Origin of the sequence: uncultured Adlercreutzia sp. (genome assembly GCF_958431955.1) — a bacterium.
Lineage (GTDB): Bacteria > Actinomycetota > Coriobacteriia > Coriobacteriales > Eggerthellaceae > Adlercreutzia.
On sequence record NZ_CAUASN010000008.1, the window covers coordinates 65,674 to 79,580 of the forward strand.

13 protein-coding genes are annotated in these 13,907 nt (G+C 64.8%); 7 read left to right on the forward strand and 6 right to left on the reverse strand.

Annotated elements, in window-relative coordinates; genetic code table 11:
* Positions 1-227 precede the first annotated feature (227 nt).
* The gene (locus Q5064_RS04180; protein WP_302962528.1) at positions 228-1,043 is read left to right on the forward strand and encodes a hypothetical protein; all 816 of its coding nucleotides are present in this window, start codon (positions 228-230) and stop codon (positions 1,041-1,043) included.
* Between the two features lie 252 nt (positions 1,044-1,295).
* Positions 1,296-2,225, forward strand: a complete 930-nt coding sequence (locus Q5064_RS04185) for an exopolyphosphatase (RefSeq protein ID WP_302962530.1) — start codon at positions 1,296-1,298, stop codon at positions 2,223-2,225.
* Positions 2,226-2,310: 85 nt separating this feature from the next.
* Here the strand turns inward: Q5064_RS04185 and Q5064_RS04190 are convergent, their stop codons facing one another.
* The 4 genes from Q5064_RS04190 to Q5064_RS04205 all read right to left on the reverse strand — a co-directional run bounded on the left by Q5064_RS04190 (position 2,311) and on the right by Q5064_RS04205 (position 6,889).
* A complete protein-coding gene (locus Q5064_RS04190) occupies positions 2,311-3,024 on the reverse strand; it encodes a response regulator transcription factor (protein ID WP_302962531.1) in 714 nt (237 codons plus the stop codon).
* Complete coding sequence (locus Q5064_RS04195; RefSeq protein WP_302962533.1) at positions 3,021-4,460, reverse strand: DUF3365 domain-containing protein; 1,440 nt, start codon at positions 4,458-4,460, stop codon at positions 3,021-3,023. Before Q5064_RS04195 ends, Q5064_RS04190 begins: the two co-directional genes overlap by 4 nt.
* A gap of 177 nt (positions 4,461-4,637) precedes the next feature.
* A complete protein-coding gene (locus Q5064_RS04200; protein ID WP_302962535.1) occupies positions 4,638-5,912 on the reverse strand; it encodes an ammonia-forming cytochrome c nitrite reductase subunit c552 in 1,275 nt (424 codons plus the stop codon).
* Positions 5,913-6,220: 308 nt separating this feature from the next.
* Positions 6,221-6,889, reverse strand: coding sequence for a dioxygenase (locus tag Q5064_RS04205; RefSeq protein ID WP_302962536.1), 669 nt, complete (start codon positions 6,887-6,889; stop codon positions 6,221-6,223).
* Between the two features lie 361 nt (positions 6,890-7,250).
* Between Q5064_RS04205 and thrH the strand changes: the two genes are divergently transcribed.
* The 4 genes from thrH to Q5064_RS04225 all read left to right on the forward strand — a co-directional run bounded on the left by thrH (position 7,251) and on the right by Q5064_RS04225 (position 11,392).
* Positions 7,251-7,850, forward strand: coding sequence for a bifunctional phosphoserine phosphatase/homoserine phosphotransferase ThrH (gene thrH / locus Q5064_RS04210; RefSeq protein ID WP_302962537.1), 600 nt, complete (start codon positions 7,251-7,253; stop codon positions 7,848-7,850).
* Between the two features lie 261 nt (positions 7,851-8,111).
* Positions 8,112-10,097, forward strand: a complete 1,986-nt coding sequence (locus tag Q5064_RS04215; RefSeq protein ID WP_302962538.1) for an elongator complex protein 3 — start codon at positions 8,112-8,114, stop codon at positions 10,095-10,097.
* Positions 10,094-11,005: a trans-aconitate 2-methyltransferase gene (locus tag Q5064_RS04220; RefSeq protein ID WP_302962539.1), complete on the forward strand. Its 912-nt coding sequence runs from the start codon at positions 10,094-10,096 to the stop codon at positions 11,003-11,005. Before Q5064_RS04215 ends, Q5064_RS04220 begins: the two co-directional genes overlap by 4 nt.
* 33 nt (positions 11,006-11,038) lie before the next feature.
* Positions 11,039-11,392, forward strand: a complete 354-nt coding sequence (locus Q5064_RS04225) for a nitrous oxide-stimulated promoter family protein (RefSeq protein WP_302962540.1) — start codon at positions 11,039-11,041, stop codon at positions 11,390-11,392.
* Positions 11,393-11,752: 360 nt separating this feature from the next.
* Here Q5064_RS04225 and Q5064_RS04230 read toward each other — a convergent pair whose 3' ends face one another.
* On the reverse strand, positions 11,753-12,220 hold the full coding sequence (locus Q5064_RS04230) for a low molecular weight protein-tyrosine-phosphatase (RefSeq protein ID WP_302962541.1): 468 nt from the start codon (positions 12,218-12,220) through the stop codon (positions 11,753-11,755).
* Between the two features lie 205 nt (positions 12,221-12,425).
* The gene (locus tag Q5064_RS04235; protein ID WP_302962542.1) at positions 12,426-12,935 is read right to left on the reverse strand and encodes a hypothetical protein; all 510 of its coding nucleotides are present in this window, start codon (positions 12,933-12,935) and stop codon (positions 12,426-12,428) included.
* 271 nt (positions 12,936-13,206) lie between these two features.
* On the opposite strand from Q5064_RS04235, the gene Q5064_RS04240 reads away from it, so the two are divergent.
* On the forward strand, positions 13,207-13,907 hold a 701-nt coding region (locus Q5064_RS04240; protein WP_302962543.1), incomplete at its 3' end, for an ATP-binding cassette domain-containing protein.

The window sequence follows — 13,907 nt, forward strand, 5'->3', positions numbered from 1 at the left end:
GACGCGTCGGAAACGGGCGCGTTTCAGGGCGGTTGCTTTCTGCCAGAAAAGTTATCCCGCGCATACAGGCATCCAACAGTGGCCAGTTCAGAGGCTATTTATGACCTTAGGGCCCTATGATAGTTCCTGTCAGGATGCACCTCGGCGTCCTGGCGACACGAGAGGTTCGGAACACCAGCGAATCGGCCCGGCCACCCCCTGGCAGGCCTCGTGAAAGGAAGAAGACCATGAAGAAGGTACCGAAGGTTATCGCAACATCGGTGGCGAGCGTGGCGGCGCTGTGCCTGGCCACGGGGCTCGCCTTCGCCATTGAGCCCGACACCGACCCGACCTCCGCGCCCATGCCGGAGAAGGCCCAGGACACCTCCATCACCAAGCAAGTGGCCTCCATCATCGTGTACGAGGACCAAGAGGAGGCCGTCGCCATGGCCACCGAATTCGACGCCATCCACGACGAGCTGGCCCTCGAGGCTGTAGCCGACCGCGCGGCCATCGCCAAGGACCACAGCGCCGCCGCCGAGAGCGCCGACGAGGCTGCCGAGGAAGAGCCCGCGGCCGAGGAGGCCGCCGAGGCCGAAGAGCCCGAGGAGGTCGCAGACGTGGAGGAGGTGGACGTCACCGAGCCCTTGGAGACTATCTCCCCCGAGGAGGTGACCGAGCCCGATGCCATGGCGGCTGCCACCATCAACGTGAACGGCGACGTCATGGGCTACGTGGACTCCTACGAGAGCGCCTCGGCCCCGTCGAGCGGCGCCGGCCTGTGGATGGGCTCCGACAGCACCACCGACGGCAGCTGGGGCTACTTCATCGGCCACAACCCCGGGTCGTTCACCTGCGTGATGACCCTGAAGAACGGCGACCCGGTCACCGTTTGCGACAGCAACGGCGACGCGCGCACCTACTACGTGGTGGACGAGTTCGTCGTGCCCGACGACACCTACTGGGAGGACATCCAGTCCCACGTGACCGGCTACGGCGAGTCCGTCATCCTGCAGACCTGCTGCGGCGACAACGCCCACTACCGGGTGGTCATCGCGAACTAGCGCGAGATCGCGCGACCTGGCACGCCATCTCCCCCTCCCAAGGGCCGTCCGACTCACCTCCACAGCGCGGACGGCCCTTGTTCTGCCTCATGGCGGCGCCCGCGCCCCCATATGCCGCCCCCCATGCCGCTCCCGTCGCTGCGGGGCGGCGTCCTGCGCGACGATCGGCCCGGGGCCGCGCTACAATAGGCACCGTCCGCCGCCAGACCCGGGCGGCGCGGCGGCAACCGCAACCCCGGCGAAAGGAGCCCCATGCCCCGACTCGGCGTCATCGATCTCGGATCGAACTCCGTGCGGCTGGTCATCTACGAAGCGAAACGGGACGCGAGCAGTCCCAAGCCCTTCCGCACCCTGGCCGACGAGAAGAAGATGGCGGGGCTTGCCGCCTATGTGGAAGCGGGACGGTTCACCGATGCGGGCATCGCGCGGGCGGCCGATATCCTGGAGGGGCATCTGCGCATCGCGCGCAACCTCGACTGCGACCGCGTGGACATCTTCGCCACCGCCGTGCTGCGCAACTGCTCGAACTCGGAAGCGGCCGTAGCGGCCATCGAGGCGATCATCGGGCGGCCCATCGTGCTGCTGTCGGCCGCGGAGGAGGCCGCGCTCGGCCTGGCGGGGGCAGCCATCGGCCAAAACCTGGGTTCCGGCACGCTCATCGACATCGGCGGCGGCTCGACCGAGTTGACGGCGCTCACCGACCGGGGCCGCGCCGAGAAGGACGCGGGCAGCGTGAGCCTGCCTCTGGGCAGCGTGTCGTCCTACGCGCAGTTCGTGCGGCTCGTGCTGCCCGACGCGCGGGAGTGCGCCGCCATCGCCGAGCACCTGCGCGCCCTCCTGGAGGAAGCCGGGCTCTCGCGGGCCTTCCGGCACCAGCACTTCTATGGCATCGGAGGGTCGGTGCGGGCCATCGTGAAGATGCAGGCCCAGGCCCTCGGCATGCCCGCCAAGCCCGCGCGCATCGAGCGCAGCGCCCTGGACGCCCTGTTCGACCTGCTAAAGAACGACGAGGCCGCCTTCGCCCACGCCGCGGTGAAGGCATCGCCCGACCGCGTGCACACGCTCGTGCCGGGCATGGTCATCGTACGCACGCTCATGGCCACGCTCGGCGGCGAGGACGTGACGGTATGCAAGTACGGCATCCGCGAGGGCTACCTGGTGAAGAGGATGCTCAAAGACTAGCGATGCACCCTGCCGGCGGAGGGACGCAAGAGCAACGGCATCCGATCAAAAGGCTCTTTCCCGAGAGCGTCCTCTTGCTGGCCAGCTAGGCACCTCCCAGGCGGTAGCCTTGCCCCCACACTGTCTGCAAGTACACGGGAGCAGTGGGGTCGGGCTCCAGCTTCTCCCTCAAATTGCGCATATACACGGGGATGCTAATAGAGGAGCTCACATATTCTGCGCCCCACACCGCCTCGATGAGCTCGTCGCGAGTGAACGTGCGCCCTTGATGCTCGGCCAGTACGCACATGATGCGGCGCTCTTTTGGCGTAAGGTCAACCTTGCGCCCGCCGACCATCACCTCTCCGTGACGCAGATCTACGGTGAGCTCTCCCACGGTCACCGAACCGGCCTGATGGGCCTCTCGCGACCCGCTGAGCACCTCCTGTCGACGCAGTATGGCCTCGGCGCGGAGCAGCAGCTCTTCGGCAAGGAAGGGCTTCACCATGTAGTCGTCGGCGCCGAGGTGAAAGCCCGTGCGCTTGTCGACGATATCCCCTTTAGCCGATAGAAAGAGAACGGGGGTCACGCTATCCACCTCGCGCAAACGCGATAGAACCTCGAAGCCATCCAGCTTTGGCATCATGACATCCAGCACCACTAGGTCTGGTTTCACGGACAAGCACAGGCTCAGCGCCTCTTCTCCATGACGGGCCTGCACGCAATCATAGCCATGCCGCTCCAAAAGCTCCGCAGTGGTGCGTCGCAGCGTGGCGTCGTCGTCGGCCACCAGAACGAGCGCTCGCTCCCTCTTGGTCATCGAACGTCTCCTTCCTCCGCCGCTTCTACGGGAATCCTCACGGTGAACTCGCTTCCACGCCCCACTTCGCTTCTCACCTCGGCCGTCCCGTCAGCTGCCTCCGCGTAACGCTTCACGATGGACAGACCCAGCCCCGTGCCGCCTTCTCCGGTGCGCTGAGATCCGGGTTTGCCAACGAAGCGGTCGAACACGCGTGCCACGTCCTGGGGTGCTATGCCCTCGCCCGTATCGAGCACCGCGATCACCAGCATGCCCCTTTCGCAGGAAAGACGCAGAACCACCGCGCCACCCGCCTCGGTATAGCGTATCGCGTTGCCCACAAGGTTCAGCATTACGCGCCGCAGCATCTCCCGATCGGCACGCACAACGGGCACACCGGGTGCCACTATGGCAGTAAAGGCGATCTCTTTGCTTTGGGCCAAAGGATCGGCCACGCGGCGCACGGCGGCCACGACGTCGTAGATATCTACGTCCTCAACGACCAAAGCGAAGCTCCCCTCGTCCATCTTCGCCGTATCCAGCAGATTGTTGATTTGACCGAGGAGGATCTGGCTGTTCATCTCGATATCGTCCACGATATCGCTGTCTTGAGCCGCTCCCCCGCGGCGGCGCCACAGCTCCGTGAGAGCGACGATTGCGGCGAGAGGGGTCTTCAGCTCATGGGTGACGATGGTCAGGAAATTCGATTGGCTCTCCGCCTCTCGGCGCAGCTTATCGTTCTCGCTCACAATGGGCGCTGTCACCCAGCGACTTAGGCCCCAGCCCAAAAGCACCGTCACCGTAAGCATGAGGATGCAGAAAAACACAACGGCCGCGACCAAATCTGCTCGCGACTCCGCCTCGATGACGCCCATAGGCAGCACGATGGACACCGCCCCCGCCAAATCGCCCAGCTGCATGCCCTCTCGGAAAAAGCCCGTCACGTCCTTCTCGCCGGCCGGCCGCCCGTGGCACGACAGGCAGCCCGTCTCGATCGCAAGAGCCGAGGCATAGCGGAATGCCGGCTCGCCGTCCATGTCGACCATGGCGTAGTACTCCGTTTGCCCCTGACGAAACGCGTCAAGGGCCTTCGCCTCGAAGGAGTCGGGGACATCAGTAACCGAACGGGGATTTTCACGCACGTAGCGGATGGAGTAGTCGGTGCGATTAGTGAACCGCTGCGCAATGGCCTTGCCCGCCATTGAGCAGTACACGCCCTTGAAGTCGAACTCGCCGTGGGAGTAGTTGATACGCTCCTGGATGGAGTCGATGTAGTCCCAGCTGGAGTCCATTTGGGCACTCAGCACTCGCGCCTCCGCCAATGCGCGACGCTCGTTCTCGGCTGCCTCCGACTGCGCTTCCCAGGCAAAGTAGACGGCGAACACCACCACGGCCGCCATGCCGAGAAGCAGAGCGAAACGCAGCCAAAGACCCACCTGGTTCTTCCTCGTCGTCATCGAACCCCCTCACCACCTCCGGGCAACTGGCATCTCTCGCACCAGTGCGCCTCACCCAATCACGCCGCCAATCCAAATACAGCAACGGCAGCGCACCCCAGCCGAATTCGCCAGGGCGCGCCGCCAGAGCAAAAGCCTCAGTTGGCAGACGAGTTAACGCTTGCTCGCCGCCGGAACTCAGGACAGAAGCGCTATGCCCTCGTCCACAAGCACCACGGCGCGCTCCACATAGTCTATTTCGCTCTCGGGGTTGTGGGCAATCTTCATACCAGGGAAGTCTCCGCCGCCATCGGCGTAGCGCACGAACCATGCGGCCTTCGTGAAATTGTCACTAGCCTGAGTCAGAGCGGCCTCGTCCGCTGAGCCGGACGCCTTAGCCGCCACGATAAGCTCGCGCAGCTGGGCGCTCTTGGCGTTGTAGCCCTCCTCGGCCTCGGCCATCTTCTGCTGGGCCGCCGCCACAAACTCCTTCATGGCATCGGCATCGGCCACACCCTGGCCTTTGTGGCAGCCCAGGCAGTATTCCAGGGCCTCGGGGTTTTCAAGAGGCGACTCCGAGAAACCGTGGGAAGTGAACTGACCGTTGTCGCCGGTCATGGTCACGCCATGGCAGTCAACGCAGGTCATGCCTAGCTGCTGGTGCACACTGCCCTGGAAGATTTCGACCTCGGGGTGGTTCGCCTGGAAGTTCTTGATACCCGTCTCGGGGTCTTCCGCCATCTGGTACCCATCTTCCAAGGCCGCTTTCATGAGGCTTTCGGGATCGAAGCCATAACGCCACGGGTTCACGGAAGCCGGATCCACCTCACCTGCTTGCATCTGGGCCATGAGTCCGCCGCGAGTGTAAACGGCCCCGATGTAGTTGTGGCACTGGCCGCACACGGCCTCCTCGTCGGTTACCTGCTCGAAGAGGGGGGCGCCGAAAGCCGCAGCAGCCATGCCGCCCGGCTTCAGGGCGCCGCCCGGCGTACCGTCCGTATGGCACAGCCCGCAGTCATACCAATCGAGATTCTCGCCGTTTTCGCCCACGTACTTCTTCCAATCGCTGTTCTGGAAAGCGTCGATACCCATCTCGCCATAGAGATCGGTTGCCGTTGTGGACTTGCAAGCCACGCACGAAGTGCCGAACTGCTCAAAGGAGTCCTTGCTGTACGTGGCATGCATCGTATTCGCGTAAAGGGCCGCGTGCCCGTGAACCTTGCCGTCCCAGTCCTCTACGTCGTCGATACCCCGGATGAAGGTCGCATACTGGTCCGGATACTCATTCTGCCACTTTTCCCAGCTCGTGTTATAGGTCTGAATGACCGCCCCGGCCGGCGCCGGAGCAGCCTCCACCGCCGCGTCGACATTGCCGGTTTCGGCCACGGGCTTGCCCTGAGGCGCACAGGCCGCACAGGCCAGTATAAGCCCTGCGGCAATCACGGCAGCCACTGGCCTCTTCCAATGTTTCATAGTGCTCTCCTTCCTTCCCGCGTGCAAAACGAGGACGCTGGAATCTATTCTAGAAAACGCCCCGTCGACGATTCAAATAGTGTTTTCACTATATTTCCGGGTGCAGCGCGGAGCCATTCGGAAGCGAACGGCATCGAGAGCTCTAGTTGTTGTCTGCCAGTAGGTTGTTTACGCCGATGATGCACCCTGCCGACAGAGGGACGCATCGCCCCGTGGCCGACCGGGCGGGCAGTCGCCGCCAGGACGAGCGCCCCGCGGCCGGCGAGCAGCAGACGCCGACCGGCTGCCGGTCGACAGCCGCCCTGCGCCTACGCCCCCAGCTGCTCGGCAGCCAGGCGGCGGGCCTTCTCCATGACGGCGCGCTCGAGCACGCGAATGTCGGGCGGCGTCCAGCTGATGGCGTCCGCGCCGGCCTCGATGGTGCGCGCGATGGCCTCGTCGGTGCGACCGCCCGTGGCGATGATGGGCAGCTCGTGGTAGCGGCTGCGCAGCGACGCCACCACCTCGGCCGTGCGGGCCCCCGCAGCCACGTTCGCCATAGTGGCCCCCGCTTCGATCTGCCGGGCAGCCACGGCGTCGTAGGCGCACACCGTCACCACCACGGGCACGTTCAAGCGCTCGGCGAGCGCCTCCACCGTATCGATGGGGATGCTCGTGTTCACCACCACCCCGGCCACGCCCTGCATCTCGGAGTGGAGCGCCACCTCGACGCAGCGCTCGCCGTGGGTGATGGAGCCGCCCACCCCGTTGAACACCGGTCGCTGCGAGGCGGCTACGAGCGCCTGGGTGATGGCCGGCTGGCAGGTGAAGGGGTATACCGCGAGCACCGCGTCGGCGTCGCAGTGGCAGATGACGGCCAGATCGGTGGAGAACACCAGCGAGCGGATGCGCCGCCCCTGCACGAAGATGCCCGGCGCCGTGCGAATGACGGCGGGCACGGCCAAATCGGCGTGGAAGATGGACGCGGTGTCGTGCACGGGGCCTCCTCTCGACGCCCGGGGACGGCTCCGCGGGCAGCTGACGGCAAAACGCGCCCAGTATAGCAGGAACCGGCGCGGCGCAGGCGCAACAGCTGGGCAACGACCATACCGCGCCGCCCTCCTGCGACCGATGCGCCCCAAAGCGCCTCCGCCGCGCGCCTCTCAACGGCGATCGATGGCAACCGCCCCGCCCCGCTGCGCGCCGGCGACAGACCCACGGCAGCAGTCCGTGCACCACCGCGCCGCTCCGCGCGCCCGCGGCCGCCGCCGAGCGGAGATTTTCCCGTTCCGAAACACGATCTTCCCCCTCATCGGATACGCTTTCCCCATCGAAAGCCCCGTGCGTGAGGAGTGTGCCATGAACGTCGTATGCCTCGATCTGGAAGGCGTGCTGGTCCCCGAGATTTGGATTGCCTTTGCCGAGGAGTCGGGCATCCCCGAGCTGAAACGCACCACGCGCGACGAGCCCGATTACGACAAGCTCATGGCCTTCCGCCTGGGCATTCTCGCCGAGCACGGGCTGGGCCTGCCCGACGTGCAGGCCGTCATCGCGAAGATCGACCCCATGGAGGGCGCCCGCGCGTTCCTCGACGAGCTGCGCGCGCTCACCCAGGTCATCATCATCTCCGACACCTTCGAGCAGTTCGCCCGCCCGCTCATGGAGAAGCTCGGCTGGCCGACGCTGTTCTGCAACGAGCTCGTGGTAGCCGACGATGGCACCATCACCGATTTCCGCATGCGCTGCCCCGAGAGCAAGCTCACCACAGTGCGCGCCCTGCACTCCTGCGGCATCGAGACCATCGCCGCCGGCGACTCCCACAACGATCTGGGCATGATCCTGAACTCGAAGGCCGGGTTCCTCTTCCGCTCCACCGATGCCATCAAGGCCGAGCATCCGGAGCTGCCGGCCCTGGAGACCTACGACGAGCTGCTCTCCGCCATCAAGGCCGCTCTGTAGGCAACGGCTTTCCGCCATCGGGACCACTGCAGGCGGCGGATTGCTCGGTTTTTGGCAAGTTTTCGTCGTTTTCCAACACGAAGTCCCTCCGGCACCTCCATCAGGAACGCTGGAGGGGCTCTTCGCCCGTGAAAACATATCCTTTCGGGCTCAATCAGCTCTCTTCGCGAACGATTATGTTGGAAAACGAAGGAAACTTGCCAAATTGCGCCAATCGCTGCGTAACCGACACGTAACTCCCTCTATGCTTAGCCCATCATTATGGAAGACGCGCTGCTCGAAATAATCGCTGCCCTGGATGCGGGCGAGGCCGTTGACGCCCTCTGGCTCGACAAGCTGGTGCGGCGCCACAACCGCGCCGCTCGCGACGGCACGCGCCAGGTGGCGAAGCGGCGCCTGCTCCCCTACTACCTGCGCGTGCGCGCCGACGAGCCCGAGCGCTGGGCGTCGTGGAACGTGAGCGAGGCCACCGACGCGGCCCTCATGCGCCTTCTGCAGGCCAAGCCCCGGCGCACCGCCTCGGGCGTGGCCACTATCACCGTGCTCACCAAGCCGTGGCCCTGTTCGGGCGCTTGCGTGTTCTGCCCGAGCGACATCCGCATGCCGAAGAGCTATTTGGCCGACGAGCCCGCCTGCCAGCGCGCCGAGCGCTGCTGGTTCGACCCCTACCTGCAGGTAGCTGCCCGTCTGCGCGCCCTTACGGACATGGGGCACGTGACCGATAAGGTGGAGCTCATCGTGCTCGGCGGCACCTGGAGCGACTACCCCGAGGCCTACCAGCGCTGGTTCATCGGCGAGCTGTTCCGTGCGCTAAACGCGGGCGACGAGGAACGCGCGGCTGAGGCGGCGGAGCGCCGCGCGTGGTACGAGGCGCAAGACCTTCCCCGCGAACGGGACGAATTGACTGAGGCCACAGCCGCCATCCAGCAGCGCATCAACACCGGGGAGCTCACCTACAACGAAGCCTGGGGGATCGTCTACAGAAGAGAGGCCTTCGGGGACGAAGCCGCCCAGGGAGCGCTTTTCGGGGCGGCGGCAAAAGCCCCGAGGGCAGATCAGCATCCGCCTCGACGGGAAGACGGCAGCGAGGAGGTTTCCTGGGACGACCTTTTCGCCCTGCACCGCGCCAACGAGAGCGCCGCCAAGCGTGTCGTGGGCCTCGTGGTGGAAACGCGCCCCGACCTCGTCACGCCCGAAAGCTGCCGCACGCTGCGGGCGCTCGGCTGCACCAAGGTGCAGATCGGCATCCAAAGCCTGCGCGATGACCTGCTCGCCGCCAACGGGCGCGCCATCACCTCCGAGCGCATCGCGCAGGCCATGGCCTGCCTGCGCCTGTGGGGCTTCAAAAGCCACGTGCACTTCATGGCAAACCTGCTCGGCGCCACACCCGAAGGCGACGTTGCCGACTACGCGCGCCTCGTGACCGATGCGCGCTTTCTGCCCGATGAGGTGAAGCTGTACCCCTGCTGCCTCGTGGAAAGCGCCCGCCTGACCGAGGCCTACGAGAGCGGACAGTGGCGCCCCTACACCGAAGAGGAGCTGGTAGGCGTGCTGGCGGCCGACGTGCTCGCCACGCCGCCCTGGACTCGCATCTCGCGCATGATCCGCGACATTTCCGCCACCGACATCCTCGCGGGCAACAAGAAGACGAACCTGCGGCAGATCGTGGACGCCGCCGTGCAGGGCGATGCGGCGGCGCCCGAGACTCCCGACGAGCCGAAGGACGGCGGCATCCCCGAGGGCGATGCCGTGCAGAAGGCCGCCGCGAGCGCCCCTTTCCCCATAGGCTCTTCCTCGGCCGCCGTGCGCGAAATTCGTTCACGCGAGATCTCCGTCGAGGGCGCATCTCTGGACGACCTTTCCCTGGAGACCATCGCCTACCGCACCTCGAACACCGAGGAGCGCTTCCTGCAATGGGTCACCCCCGAGAACAAGATCGCCGGCTTCTGCCGTCTGTCGCTGCCCGACCAGACGCTTCTGTCGAAACGGCCTAACGCCCCCTTCCCCGCACTGGGCGAGGCCATGATCCGCGAGGTGCACGTCTACGGGAAGGTGGCCGCCCTGCACCGCACCGGCGAGGGGACCCAGCACCTGGGCCTCGGCCGCAAGCTCGTGGAGGAAGCCTGCCGCCAGGCAGCCGAGGCTGGCTACGGCGCCGTGAACGTCATCAGTGCCGTGGGCACCCGCGCGTACTATCGGCAGCTGGGCTTCATCGACTCCGGCCTGTACCAGAGGCGGCCGCTATGAGCTACGATGCCGCGACCATCCGCCAGCTGAACGCCCTCACAAGCGAGTTCTACGCCCGCGAGGCCACCTCGTTCTCGGCCACGCGCCAATCGCCTTGGCACGGTTGGGAGCGGGCATGGGATACCATCGTCGCCGCAGACCCGGCCTTTGCCGCCCGGGCCCTCTCGGTGCTCGACCTCGGCTGCGGCAATTTGCGCTTCGAGCGCTTCTTGGCAGAAAGGACGACCGGCCCCCTTGCCGTCACGGCCATAGACAACTGCGCTCCTCTGGTGAAGGGCAGCCGGCAACCCGCGTCGAACCCCGCGCCTCCCAACGCTGCGGGCCGCCAGTGCACTTTCGCCGACAACCCCGAGAACGCGACACCCCCGCATGCGGAGGAGGGTCCCGCGGCCCGCAGGCCTGTCGCTGTCGATTTCCGACACATCGATATCGTGAAGTCGCTTCTGGAAGACGCCCTCGCCGACTACCTCCCTCGCAGCACCTGCGACCTCGCGGTGGCTTTCGGACTCATGCACCACTTGCCCACGCTCGCCCTCCGTGCCCGCGTTCTTCAAGAGCTCATAAGCGCTCTCCGTCCCGGCGGGTTCGCCATCGTGTCCTTCTGGCAGTTCCTCAACGACCCTCGCCTTGCCGCCAAGGCTCAAGCCACCACCGCTGAGGGCCGAGCCGAACGCGGCCTGCCGCCCTTCCGGGAAAACGACTTCCTCCTCGGCTGGCAGGAAACCCAGCACATCTACCGCTTTTGCCACCACGCACCCGACAGCGAAATAGACGCTCTTCTCGCAACCGCCGAACGAGAACTGGCCCGGGCCGGCTCCCCCGACCCTGCTTTCCGCGAGGTGACCCGTTTCTCCGCCGACGGGAAGGCGGGCAACCTCAACCGCTATGTAGTTTTGCAGCGCGCCTGAGAAACACCGCGCTCATTTGCTAAAGTTCGCCCCATGGCAAGAACACCCGACACCCCGGCCGTCGCTCGCCGCCGCAAGCGCGAGAAGCGCACCATCTCCCAGATGGTGGCCATCTACTGCGCTGGAAACCACGACGCCGCCGAGCGCACCGAGTCGAGCTTCGCGGGCGAGCCGCTCTGCCCCGCGTGCAAGGCCCTCGACGACTACTGCGTGGCGCGCACCGAGCGCTGCCGGTCGATGCACCGCAAGACGAGCTGCGAGGAATGCGGCAACCACTGCTATGCCCCCGCCGAGCGCGAGCAGATCCGCGCCGTCATGCGCTACGCCGGCCCCCGCATGCTCCGCCACCACCCCGTCGCCGCCCTGCGGCACCTGCTTGGGAAGTAGCAGCCTCCCCCGCATCCCGGCAGGCCGTCCCCGGCTGGGAGGCATCCCGAGAAGACCCGCGACCCGTGCAAGCCACCATGAGGCCATTCGCTGCCACCAAATAACGAAAAGTCGCCATTTTGGACAAACTGAGCGAAAAAGCGCCACGCGTTTGCGGAAAGTCGCCCTTCCGGCACCGCTTTCAGGCCAATGTCACGCTCGCAATTCGGGAGATCTCGCAAAACACCTGGTCACTTTCGCTCTCATAACAGCCGACCGTTACCATCGCAGTCCCCATAGCACCGAAATGGCGACTTTCCGCAAACGAGTGGCCGCTTTCGGCTCAAGCAGGTGCTCCCCCCATGGCTGAGAGCCCGAGCATCAGAAGCCCAGATACCCCAGCAAGCCCGTGCAGCCGTCGCAGACGTCCTCGTAGGTGGTGTCGAAGTCGCCCGTGTACCAGGGGTCGGCCACATCGCGCGTGCTGCCGGCGAATTCGAGCAGCTTGTGCAGCTTGCCCGCCGGATCTCCCCCGAGCATGCGGCCCATGTTGCGCATGTTCGCCTCGTCCATACCGACGATCAGGTCGAACGCCTCGTAGTCGGCCCGGCGCAGCTGGCGCGCCCGCTTCTTCTCGAATCCGCCGATGCCGTGGCGGCGCAACTCCCCCACCGTGCCCGGGTGCACCGGGTTTCCGATCTCCTCGGTGCTCGTGGCCGCCGACGCGATTTCGAACTCATCGGCCAACCCGCGACGGGCCACCATATCCTTCAACACGAACTCGGCCATCGTCGACCGGCAGATATTCCCATGGCACACAAACAGGATGCGAAACGACGGTTGGGGCATATTGAAATCCTTTGCGAATAGGCGGCGGAATTAGAAACTGAACTAGTGTCTTGCAAAACAAAGCAAGGAGGAGGCCTTGTTGCCTCCTCCTTCCCCAAGCATCTAACAAGCATACCGAAAACCCCGTTGTCAACCGAGGAAAGTCAGTAAAAATCCTTGCAAATTCGCTTTCCCGAAATAATTGGCGAGAGCAAGTCCGAAGCCGCTACTCTACCCGTTTGAACTCAACACCAACTTTGCTGGCGAGTTTGCCGCCATCAATTACTTCCCCTACCACATGGTCGGTGTTCTCCCTTCCACCAAGGTTCCACTCCAGATAAACCAACTTCGTTTCGTTAATCTCTAACAACTCGTCAATTTCTGCATCGGAAGCACCTGCTGAAGCCTCGGCCTCCTCGTTCATATCTCCAATATATCTATGATCCTTGAACATGGCGACACCCCTCAGCGGAGTACCGAAGCCGTTTTCGGCACTGTACTCGATAAAAGTATAGTCACCCGGATCATCGGCCTCCGCATCGGCGCTTATGTGGATGACATCGCCACGCAAAACGAAAGTGTCCGGCGCCTTCGCCATGCCAACGAGCTTTTCCAGATCATCGGCGGCGCGCGACTCCCCCTCGCTCATCATGAAACCCGAAGCGCATCCTCCCAGGCAAACGGAAAGCGCACAAGCGATAGCGACAGCCAGCATTCCCTTCAGTCCTCTTTTCACAACCACTCCTTTCAATGGGGTGCCCTACTTTTACCATCGCTTCGAAAAAAATCGTTGCGCAACAACGCAGCAAGCCCATTTCGAATTGCGAGGAAATCGTGAGACAGGGCACATTCGCCACCATCGTCCCAGCGGCCCAAGGAGAAACGAACATCGTGGGTATTTACCGAGTTGCGAGGGTTTCGGGGAACGTGAAGCGAGAAGCGTGAGAAAATAGCATGTTGAGCGAACATTTAACTATGCTTTTCGTAAGCGACGGAACAGGAGCACTATGGCAGAGTTCATCTACCAAATGTACAAGGCCCGCAAGGCGGTGGGCGACAAGGTTATTCTGGACGACGTCACGCTGTCGTTCTACCCCGGCGCGAAGATCGGCGTCGTGGGCCCCAACGGCATGGGCAAGTCTACCCTGCTCAAGGTCATGGCCGGCCTGGAGGAGGTCTCCAACGGCGAGGCGCGCCTCACGCCCGGCTACACCGTGGGCATCCTGCAGCAGGAGCCGCCGCTCGACGAGGACAAGACGGTGCTCGAGAACATCCAGATGGCCTTCGCCGATGTGCTCGCCAAGGTGGAGCGCTTCAACCAGATCGGCGAGGAGATGGCCGCGCCCGACGCCGACTTCGACGCGCTCATGGAGGAAATGGGCCGCCTGCAGGACGAGATCGACGCCGCCAACGGGTGGGACCTCGATTCCCAGCTCTCCCAGGCCATGGACGCGCTGCAGTGCCCCGACCCTGACGCGCCGGTGAGCATCCTCTCCGGCGGCGAGCGGCGCCGCGTGGCGCTCTGCCGCCTGCTGCTCGAGGCCCCCGACCTGCTGCTTCTGGACGAGCCCACCAACCACCTGGACGCCGAAAGCGTGCTGTGGCTCGAGCAGTTCCTGAAGACCTACCCGGGCGCGGTGCTCGCCGTCACCCACGACCGCTACTTCCTCGACCACGTGGCCGAGTGGATCTGCGAGGTGGACCGCGG

Excerpts from the sequence above, each read along its gene's own strand:
- Q5064_RS04220 (WP_302962539.1), top strand. The coding sequence starts at position 10,094 with ATGAGCTACGATGCCGCGACCATCCGCCAGCTGAACGCCCTCACAAGC.
- Q5064_RS04200 (WP_302962535.1), bottom strand. The coding sequence starts at position 5,912 with ATGAAACATTGGAAGAGGCCAGTGGCTGCCGTGATTGCCGCAGGGCTT.
- Q5064_RS04190 (WP_302962531.1), bottom strand. The coding sequence starts at position 3,024 with ATGACCAAGAGGGAGCGAGCGCTCGTTCTGGTGGCCGACGACGACGCC.
- Q5064_RS04225 (WP_302962540.1), top strand. The coding sequence starts at position 11,039 with ATGGCAAGAACACCCGACACCCCGGCCGTCGCTCGCCGCCGCAAGCGC.
- Q5064_RS04185 (WP_302962530.1), top strand. The coding sequence starts at position 1,296 with ATGCCCCGACTCGGCGTCATCGATCTCGGATCGAACTCCGTGCGGCTG.
- Q5064_RS04195 (WP_302962533.1), bottom strand. The coding sequence starts at position 4,460 with ATGACGACGAGGAAGAACCAGGTGGGTCTTTGGCTGCGTTTCGCTCTG.
- Q5064_RS04215 (WP_302962538.1), top strand. The coding sequence starts at position 8,112 with ATGGAAGACGCGCTGCTCGAAATAATCGCTGCCCTGGATGCGGGCGAG.
- Q5064_RS04230 (WP_302962541.1), bottom strand. The coding sequence starts at position 12,220 with ATGCCCCAACCGTCGTTTCGCATCCTGTTTGTGTGCCATGGGAATATC.
- thrH (WP_302962537.1), top strand. The coding sequence starts at position 7,251 with ATGAACGTCGTATGCCTCGATCTGGAAGGCGTGCTGGTCCCCGAGATT.
- Q5064_RS04180 (WP_302962528.1), top strand. The coding sequence starts at position 228 with ATGAAGAAGGTACCGAAGGTTATCGCAACATCGGTGGCGAGCGTGGCG.